The sequence below is a fragment of the Micromonospora maritima genome (assembly GCF_902825405.1).
GTDB lineage: Bacteria > Actinomycetota > Actinomycetes > Mycobacteriales > Micromonosporaceae > Micromonospora > Micromonospora maritima.
The window spans coordinates 1-8,355 of record NZ_CADEAU010000234.1 but is presented as its reverse complement, the minus strand read 5'-3'; the positions used below and the strand labels follow the sequence as shown (position 1 = coordinate 8,355).

Below are 8,355 nucleotides of genomic sequence, written 5' to 3'. Positions count from 1 at the left end.
CGCGCCGGCGGCCAGGTACGCCTCGGCCCGCGCCACCGTCTCCGGCACCCCGCCGACGCCCCGCAGGAAGGTGTCCACCCGCGCGTTCAGGTACAGCGGAACGCCGGCGCGCTCGGCGGCGGCGCGGACCGCGGCGAGCCGGGCGCACTGCTCCTCGACCGGGCGCAGCGGCCCGCCGCCGTCGTGCCGGGCGTCCTCGACGTTGACTCCGACGGCACCGGCCGCGAGCACCGCGGTGACGGTCTCGGCGACGTCGTCGGGGCGGTCGCCGTACCCGGACTCGATGTCGGCGGTGACCGGCAGCCGCACCGCGGCGGCGACCCGGCGGATCACGTCGACGGCGGTCTCCCGCGCGAGCGCGTCGCCGTCCGGCGCGCCGCGACTCCACGCCACGCCGGCGCTGGTGGTGGCGACCGCGCGGGCGCCGGCGGCGGCCACGATCCGGGCGCTGGCCGCGTCCCAGGCGTTGACCAGGACCAGCGGCTCGCCGGGTACGTGCAGGCTGCGGAACTGTCGGGCTCGGATGTGCTGTTCGTTCACCCGGTCAGTCTCGGCCCGGGTCGACCGGTCGCCGTATTGTTTCAGTCCTGGCTGAAACGAAGGGGGCCTCGTGGTCGCGATCGGCCTGTCCGCGGGCGCCGTGGCGCGGGTCCGGTTCGCACTGTCCGGCCTGTGGGAGGTGATGGCCGGCGTCCGGGTGCTCCGCGACCCCGGCCGGCACGCGATCCACCTGCCCTGGGCCGCCCGGGTCCGACCACGGCTGGCCGACGCGGGGCTGCTCGACCCGGACACCGGCCTGCTGTGGCGGCTGGTGCCGCCGGCCCCGGGCTACCTGCCGGACTTCCTCACCCCGCCGCCGGTCGGCCTGGATCCGGACCTGGCCGGGGAGTTGGCGACGCTGCGCGCCACCCGACCCGAGGTGGTCCGCGCCCAGCTGGACCTGCTGCCCGGCCCGCGCCCGACGGCGGTGGCCGCCCTGTACGCCGACCCGGTCGCCGGGCTGGCCCGGCTGGCCGCCGAGATCGACGCGTACTGGCGGCTGGCCGTCGCCGACGACTGGCCCCGGATCCGGGCGGTGCTCGACGCGGAGGTCTTCCACCAGGCCCGCCGGATGGCCGAGGACGGCACCGCCGGGCTCCTGAACGACCTGCACGAGCTGGTCCGCTGGGAGGGCGACGCGCTGCTGGTCAGCCAGCGGCACTGCCCGGCGCCGGACGTACCCGAGGGGGGCGGCCTGGTCCTGGTGCCCTCGGTGTTCGTCTGGCCGTCGGTGTTGAGCATCGCGGCCGGCGACGTCTCCCAGCTGGCCTATCCGGCGCGCGGCGTCGGCACGCTCTGGGAGACCCCGGTACGCGCGCCGGACGCGTTGGGCGCGGTGCTGGGTCGGGGCCGGGCGCGGCTGCTGGCGGCACTGGACGCGCCCCGGTCGACCACGGAGCTGGCCCGCCGGACCGGGCTCTCCCCGGCCGGGGTGTCGCAGCACCTCACCGCGCTGCGGGCCGCCGGCCTGGTGGTGACCCACCGACAGGGTCGCTCCCTGCTGAGCTGTCGGACGGCGGTGGCGGAGGCGCTGCTGGGCGCGTCGGCCTGAGCGCGAGCACGAAGAAAGGCCGTGTCGAGTGATCGACACGGCCTTTCCGATGGTGGGCGATACTGGGTTTGAACCAGTGACCTCTTCCGTGTCAAGGAAGCGCGCTCCCACTGCGCCAATCGCCCTCGTCAACTGCCGAGGTGGAGACGGGATTTGAACCCGTGTACACGGCTTTGCAGGCCGTTGCCTCGCCTCTCGGCCACTCCACCGAGGTTGCCCCCGACATGCGTGGCGGCATCTCCGAGCGGACGACGGGATTCGAACCCGCGACCCTCACCTTGGCAAGGTGATGCGCTACCAGCTGCGCTACGTCCGCACGTCCCCGGCTGTTTCCCGGTGACGGATGAGAACTTTAGCCGAGCCCGGGAACGGTTGCCAAATCGGGTCCCCTCCCGGCGAGTCCGGGCGGCAGGGTGCCGCACCTCCCGCAGAGCTTCCTAGGAGCCTGGGTAAGGACCCGGAGAGGCCGTCGAGATGCGGGCCCACCTGCGGATCCAGCCCGCGGGTGGAGTGTCCGGCATCCGACTGTCCCACCGTCGACCGGCCGCTCCGGTAACTCCTCGTGGTCATTCGGATGGGTTACGGTAACCGCGTGACGAGACGTGCCGCCGAGATCCGCCTGGACGCGCTGCTGCGCACGGCCTGCGAGGTGATCGCGGAACGAGGGCTCGCCAACACCCGCACCGCCGACGTGGCCGAGGCCGCCGGCGTGAGCCAGGCACTCGTGTTCTACCACTTCGCGACGAAGGACCGGCTGCTCGCGCAGGCCTTCGCGTACGCCGTGGAGCAGGACCTGGCCCGACTCGACGCGGTGCTCCGATCCTCCGCCCCGCCGCTGGCGAAACTGCGGCGGATGCTGCGGCTCTACGCGCCGACCGGCCGATCCACCTCCTGGGCCATGTGGATCGACGGCTGGTCCGAGTCGCTGCGGACACCGGAGCTGGAGAAGCTCTCCCGCCGGCTGGACCTGCGGTGGCGGCAGGACCTGGCCTCGGTGATCGCCGACGGGGTCGCCGACGGCACCTTCGACTGCCCCGACCCGGCCGGCGCCGCCTGGCGGATCAGCGCCGTGATGGACGGCCTGGCCGTGCAGCTCGCGGTGCACGAGCGGGTGATCACCCGGCGGCAGATCGCCGAGTGGATCCGCCTGGTCGCCGCCCGCGAGCTGGGCCTGGAACCCGGCCAGCTCGACTGAGTCCGCCCCGGCGGGAGACGTCGCTCGGGGAGTTCGCGTCCGCGTCGCACCGGAACACGGACGCGAACTCCCCGATCACCCCTGGGGGCGGGGGGTGGGTGCGGAGGATGCGGGGTGGGACGCGGGGCGGGCGAGGCGGGCGCGGGCCGGCGGGTGCACGTTGGCGGCGGAGAGGTCGCCGCCGTAGTGGGCGAGCACGCGGTGGTCCATGACCCGGCGCCAGACCGGGGGCACCAGCGCGGCGACCACCATGGTGGCGTAGCCGGCGGGCAGCTGCGGCGAGGCGTCGAAGCTGCGCAGCGTCTGGTAGCGGCGCAGCGGGTTGGCGTGGTGGTCGCTGTGCCGCTGGAGCTGGAAGAGAAACACGTTGGTGACCGTCCGGTCGCTGTTCCAGCTGTGCCGGGGATCGACCTTCTCGTAGCGGCCCGCGGCGGTGCGCTGCCGGGCCAGCCCGTAGTGCTCGAGGTAGTTGACCACCTCCAGCAGGGAGAAGCCGACCACCGCCTGGAGAACGAGGAAGACCAGCACGGCGGGGCCGAACGCCACCGCCAGCGCGGCGTAGAGCAGCACGGTCATGGCCCAGGCGTTGAGCACGTCGTTGCGCCACGTCCACGGGCTGCGGCCGCGCAGGCGGAACCGCCCGGTCTCCAGCCGCCAGGCCGAGCGCAGGCTGCCCCAGACCGTACGCGGCCAGAACGCCCAGTACGTCTCGCCCAGGCGTGAGCTGGCCGGGTCCTCCGGGGTGGCGACCCGGGTGTGGTGACCGCGGTTGTGCTCGACGTAGAAGTGCCCGTAGCCGGTCGGGGCCAGGGCGATCTTGGACAGCCAGCGTTCCGCCTTCTCCCGCTTGTGCCCCAGCTCGTGGGCGGTGTTGATGGCGATGCCGTCCACCACCCCGACGGTGGCGACCAGGCCGGCGGCGGCCCACCAGGAGAGCCCGCCGCCGGCCCACACGGCGCAGCACAGCACCAGGGCGGCGTACTGGGCCGGCAGGTAGAGGTAGGTGAGCCAGCGGTAGTAGCCGTCGGCCTGCAACGCCGGCACCGCCTCGTCCGGCGGGTTCTCCCGGTCGTCGCCGATCAGCAGGTCGATCACCGGGATGAGGCCGAAGACCACGGCGGGCGTCAGCCACCAGGCCCACCCCGCGCCGGTGCCGTGCCAGACCGACCAGGCCACGAACGGCAGCACGGGGACGAGCAGGGCGAGCGGCCAGAGCGGCTTGCGGGTGTCCCGCCACGGAACGGTGTCGGTGCGCATCTACGGACTCCGATCGGTCGACTCCTGGACCGACTGTGGCAGCCGTCACGCTCTTTTACAAGACCCAATTTTTTGTAAAGCAGGTGACCCCTAACGACCCCTACCTTGAGTGACTGTCAACTATGCGTACGGTTATCGTCGGCTCATCCCGGAGAGCGCTCCCGGCCCTCACCCCACGGCCGGCCCTTCCCGCACGCCCGCGCCGGCGGCCCGCAACGTACCCGCCCGCGCCCGACGGCCCCGGTGGCGCACGCCCGCCGCGGTCCGACGAATGGAGACCCTCGCATGTCGTTGCAGACCACCGGCACCCCCGAGCTGAGCGTGGTGATGCCGACCTTCCAGGACCCGCACTGCCTGGAGTTGACCCTGCGGGCGCTGGCCCGCCAGACCCTGCCACCGGACCGCTACGAGGTGGTCGTGGTGCGCGACGGCGGATCCCCCGACGGCTACCCCGAGGCGTTGGCGGCCGGCGCCGGCCTACGCCTGCGGGTGGTGGAACCGGCCGAGCGACGCGGGCGCGCGGGCGTCCGCAACGAGGGGGTCCGGCACGCCGGCGCGCCCCTGCTCGTCTTCCTGGACGCCGACTCCTGGTCCCTGCCCGACCTGTTGGAGCGGCACCTGGCCCACCACCGGGAGCCGGGCAACCCGGAGGTGCTGATCGGGCGCCGGGACGAGATCGGCCTGGCCCACCTGCCCGCCGTGCTGGACGACGACCCGGACGCGATCCCCCGCCTCTCCCCGCACGGCGGCGACATGCGGTTCCCCCCGGACGGCGTGCCGGACCAGCGGCGGGACTGGCTGGAGGTGGGCTGGACCGTCGCGTACACCCACAACATCTCGCTGAGCCGCGAGCTGTTCGACCGGGTCGGCGGCTTCCGCGAGGAGTTCGCGCTCAGCTACGGCATGGAGGACATCGAGCTGTTCTACCGGGTGGACCGCGCCGGGGCGCGCTTCGGCTACGACGACGACGCCCGCGTCGTCCACCTGCCGCACCACCGCAACATGGGTCGCAACTGGGCCGAGATGATGGCGAACACGCGCTCGATCACCGCCCTCTACCCGTGCCTGGAGTGGGAGTTCCTCAGCGTCATCGTCGGCCCCGAGGCGGTCAAGCGGATCCTGCTCTACCGCTCGCTGGTGCGCGCCTGCGCCGAGCGGTCGACCTGCGCGATCGGACCCGCCGTGGCCCGGCTCGCCGACCGGCTGCCCGGCCCCCGGGTGCTCTGGGTGGGCACCGGGTCCGCCGACGCCGGCCTGCCCGCGTCCGCGTTGACGTTCGACTACGCCGCGCCGGTCGGGCCGACCAACTTCCACCTGATCGGCCTCGCGCCGCCACTCCCGCCGGGCAGCCTCGACGCGGTGGTCAGCGTGGACTTCTGGCGCTACCTGCTGTGGCCGGAGCTGTGCCAGTTCGTCAACTCGTCGCTGCTGCTGGCCGGCGAGGTGCACCTGGTGGCCACCGACGCGGGCGCGCCGGAGATGTGCGCCACCGACCGGGACACGCTGGCGTACGTGAGCCGGTCCCTGGCCGCGGAGTTCTCGGTCCAGCGGCAGGAGGTCGCCGGACTGGGCACCGTGCTGTCGCTGCGGCCGGCGACGACCGCCGGCGCGCCCGCGTATGCCCGGGCGGCGGCGTCCGGCTGACGCCGGTCAACGCCGGTCAACGCCACCGTCGCCGGGTCCGCCGCCGCTCGAACGACGGCGGCAGGTCCTCCCCCGCACCGTCGGCGGTGCGCAGCAGGCGGCGCATCCGCAGCAGGAGTCCGGCCCCGAGGAAGAGCAGCAGGCCGCCGAGCAGGAAGGCGGCCTGCACCACGCCGAAACCTCCGGTCGCGGCGACCGGACGGCCGGCCGCGCCCGGCGGCGGCTCGACCACCGCCGCGTCGGTCGGTTCCTCCGTCACCGGTTCCTCGGTGGCCGGCTCCTCGGTGGCCGGGTCGGTCGGCTCGGCGCTGGTCGGGGTCGGCTCCGGCGTCGGCTCGGCCGCCTCGCCCACCACCTGACGCGAGGCGGTCCGCCGGGCCAGCAGCCGCGACTGCGGGTCGTACGCCTCGGCGGCGAAGCTGACCCGACCGCGCCCGACGTCCTCGGCGAAGGCCACCCGGTAGCGGGCGGTCACCGTGCGCCCCGGACAGAGCACCCCCGGGTCCAGCTCCCGGTCGGTCAGCCGGGCGGTGTCACCCTCGGCGCGGATCTCCAGCGGGAACGAGCCGGTCTCCTCGACCCGGTCCACCTTCACCTGGTCCAGCCGCAGGCCGTCCACCCGCAGCAGCATCGACCAGCGCACCTTGACGCACTCCGAGCGGGCGCCCCGGTCGGACCGGGACACCACCGCGGAGAGCGTCTCCACCCGGTCGCCGGCGGTGAACTCGTCGGGCAGGCCGCTCAACTCCGTGGAGAACGCGGCCGCCGCCCGTGCCGGCGCCGCCCCGCCGTAGCCGGCTCCCGCCAGACAGGTCAGCACCAGCCCGATCCGCAGCGCGTGCCGCCACCCGCTCACCACGCCTCCCTCACCTCGGTCGTGTCCACAGGCAACGCTAGGAGCGGGCCCGGCCGGCCGGTAGACGGGCGTGTTCGCACCGGTCGTCAACATCGGGGGCCCCTTTCACCGACGGTGGTGAACCGGTCACCGCCGCCCCGCGACACGCCCGGGATCGGTACGGCGACCCCGGTGGGACACAATCGGCCGGTGTCCGAACTGTCCGCCGCGTTCGTCCGGCTGCACGCCCGCCTGGCCCCGGTCGCCTTCGTCCCCGAGGTGCGGCTGCACCAGGCCGACGAGCCGATCGGTCTCTGGGAGCTGACCGAGGGCGAGTTCCGCAGCGCCCAGCCCCCGCCGTTCTGGGCCTTCGCCTGGGCCGGCGGGCAGGGCCTGGCCCGCTACGTCACCGACCATCCCGAACTGGTCGCCGGCCGCCGCGTGCTCGACCTGGCATCCGGCTCCGGCCTGGTCGCCATCGCCGCCGCCCGGGCCGGCGCGGCCGCCGTCCGGGCGGTCGAGGTGGACGAGCGGGCCGTCGCCGCCGTCGCGCTCAACGCCGAGGCCAACGGGGTACGCGTCGACGCCGAACTCGGCGACATCCTCGACGCCGACGCCGGCGACGCCGAGGTGGTGCTGGCCGGGGACGTCTTCTACAGCGAGGCGATGGCCCGCCGGATGCTGCGCTTCCTGCTCCGGGCCGCCCGTGCCGGCGCCCGCGTGCTGGTGGGCGACCCGGGCCGGGCGTTCCTCCCCCGCGAGCGCTTCGCCGAACTGGCCGCGTACGACGTGCCGGTGTCCGAGGCGCTGGAGAGCGTACGGGTGAAGCGCACCACCGTCTGGGAGCTGGACCCGAACCCACCCGGAGCACGTCGGTAGCGTCGGCGCGTGCTGTTCCGGGGCTGGGGGAAGTCCGTCGACGGACCGTGGCCGGACCTGGCCACCGTGGTCGACCACGTCGGCGTGCCGCACCTCGTGGTGACCCGGCACGCGCTGGTGCGCCGGGTGCTCGCCGACCCGGTGACGTTCCGGCCGGACAACGCGCTCGATGCGGTGACCCCGATCCCGGTGACCGCGCTGCGGGTGCTCGCCGGCCACCGGTTCCGGTTGCCGCCGACGCTGGCGAACAACGGCGGCGCCAGCCACCCGGAGATCCGCGGCGTCGTGGCCGACGCGCTGCACCCGCACCGGGTGGCCGCCCAGCGGCCCTGGCTGACCGGGCTGGTCCGGGACCGGGTGGCCCGGCTGACGGACGCGCTCGACGCGGGCCGGGCCGTCGACCTGCACGCCGACCTGGCCGCCGACCTGCCGCTGCTGGTGCTGGCCCGGCTGGTCGAGCTGCCGGACGCCCCGGTCGGCGCGGTGAAGGACTTCGCCCGGGCCGCGCTGGAGCTGTTCTGGGCGCCGCTGGACTCCTCCCGGCAGCTGGCGCTGGCCGCCGAGGTGGGCCGGTTCCACACCGTGCTGCGGGAGTTCGCCGCCACCGGGGGTGGGCTCGCCGCGCGGCTGCGCGCCGCCGGGCACTCCCCCGACGTGGTGGTCGGCGCGCTGTTCTTCCTGCTCGTCGCCGGCCAGGAGACCACCTCGCAGTTCCTCACCCTGCTGCTGCACCGACTGGCCGGCGAACCGGTCGTACGGGCCGGGCTGCGCACCGGTGAGGTCGGCGTGGACGACGTGGTCGAGGAGGGGCTGCGGCTGGAGCCGCCGATCGTCACCTGGCGGCGGGTGGCCGCCGTCGACACCACGCTCGGCGGGGCGTCGGTGACGGCGGGCACCAGCGTGGTGGCCTGGCTGGCCCGCGCCGGCCGCGACCCGGCCGTGGTCGACGCGCCC

At 74.7% G+C, this 8,355-nt stretch carries 8 protein-coding genes and 3 tRNA genes; 5 read left to right on the top strand and 6 right to left on the bottom strand.

What is annotated here, in order from left to right:
* Positions 1-540, bottom strand: a 540-nt coding sequence (locus HUW36_RS19815; RefSeq protein WP_174529541.1) for an isocitrate lyase/PEP mutase family protein, incomplete at its 3' end; no start/stop codon positions are given.
* Positions 541-610: 70 nt separating this feature from the next.
* Here HUW36_RS19815 and HUW36_RS19810 point away from each other — a divergent pair.
* Positions 611-1,591 carry an ArsR/SmtB family transcription factor gene (locus HUW36_RS19810; protein WP_217428839.1) on the top strand — a complete coding sequence of 327 codons (981 nt, stop codon included), beginning with the start codon at positions 611-613 and terminating at the stop codon, positions 1,589-1,591.
* A gap of 50 nt (positions 1,592-1,641) precedes the next feature.
* Here the strand turns inward: HUW36_RS19810 and HUW36_RS19805 are convergent.
* From HUW36_RS19805 to HUW36_RS19795, 3 genes are all read right to left on the bottom strand, one after another.
* Positions 1,642-1,716 (bottom strand) — tRNA-Val (locus HUW36_RS19805).
* A 13-nt stretch (positions 1,717-1,729) separates the two neighbouring features.
* A tRNA-Cys gene (locus HUW36_RS19800) sits at positions 1,730-1,800 on the bottom strand.
* 34 nt (positions 1,801-1,834) lie between these two features.
* Positions 1,835-1,907: transfer RNA gene (locus HUW36_RS19795), tRNA-Gly, on the bottom strand.
* 276 nt (positions 1,908-2,183) lie between these two features.
* Here HUW36_RS19795 and HUW36_RS19790 point away from each other — a divergent pair.
* Positions 2,184-2,786: a TetR/AcrR family transcriptional regulator gene (locus tag HUW36_RS19790; protein WP_174529540.1), complete on the top strand. Its 603-nt coding sequence runs from the start codon at positions 2,184-2,186 to the stop codon at positions 2,784-2,786.
* A 75-nt stretch (positions 2,787-2,861) separates the two neighbouring features.
* On the opposite strand, the gene HUW36_RS19785 is transcribed toward HUW36_RS19790, so the two are convergent.
* Positions 2,862-4,043, bottom strand: coding sequence for an alkane 1-monooxygenase (locus HUW36_RS19785; RefSeq protein WP_174529539.1), 1,182 nt, complete (start codon positions 4,041-4,043; stop codon positions 2,862-2,864).
* 285 nt (positions 4,044-4,328) lie between these two features.
* Between HUW36_RS19785 and HUW36_RS34915 the strand changes: the two genes are divergently transcribed.
* A complete protein-coding gene (locus HUW36_RS34915) occupies positions 4,329-5,687 on the top strand; it encodes a glycosyltransferase family 2 protein (protein WP_174529538.1) in 1,359 nt (452 codons plus the stop codon).
* 16 nt (positions 5,688-5,703) lie between these two features.
* On the opposite strand, the gene HUW36_RS19775 is transcribed toward HUW36_RS34915, so the two are convergent.
* Entirely contained in the window at positions 5,704-6,543 is an 840-nt protein-coding gene (locus tag HUW36_RS19775; RefSeq protein ID WP_174529537.1) for a hypothetical protein, read from the bottom strand.
* 189 nt (positions 6,544-6,732) lie between these two features.
* Here HUW36_RS19775 and HUW36_RS19770 point away from each other — a divergent pair, with 189 nt between their 5' ends.
* Together HUW36_RS19770 and HUW36_RS19765 are read left to right on the top strand one after the other, a co-directional pair.
* On the top strand, positions 6,733-7,401 hold the full coding sequence (locus HUW36_RS19770; protein ID WP_174529536.1) for a class I SAM-dependent methyltransferase: 669 nt from the start codon (positions 6,733-6,735) through the stop codon (positions 7,399-7,401).
* Between the two features lie 9 nt (positions 7,402-7,410).
* A partial coding sequence (locus tag HUW36_RS19765; protein ID WP_174529535.1) for a cytochrome P450 occupies positions 7,411-8,355 on the top strand: 945 nt, incomplete at its 3' end.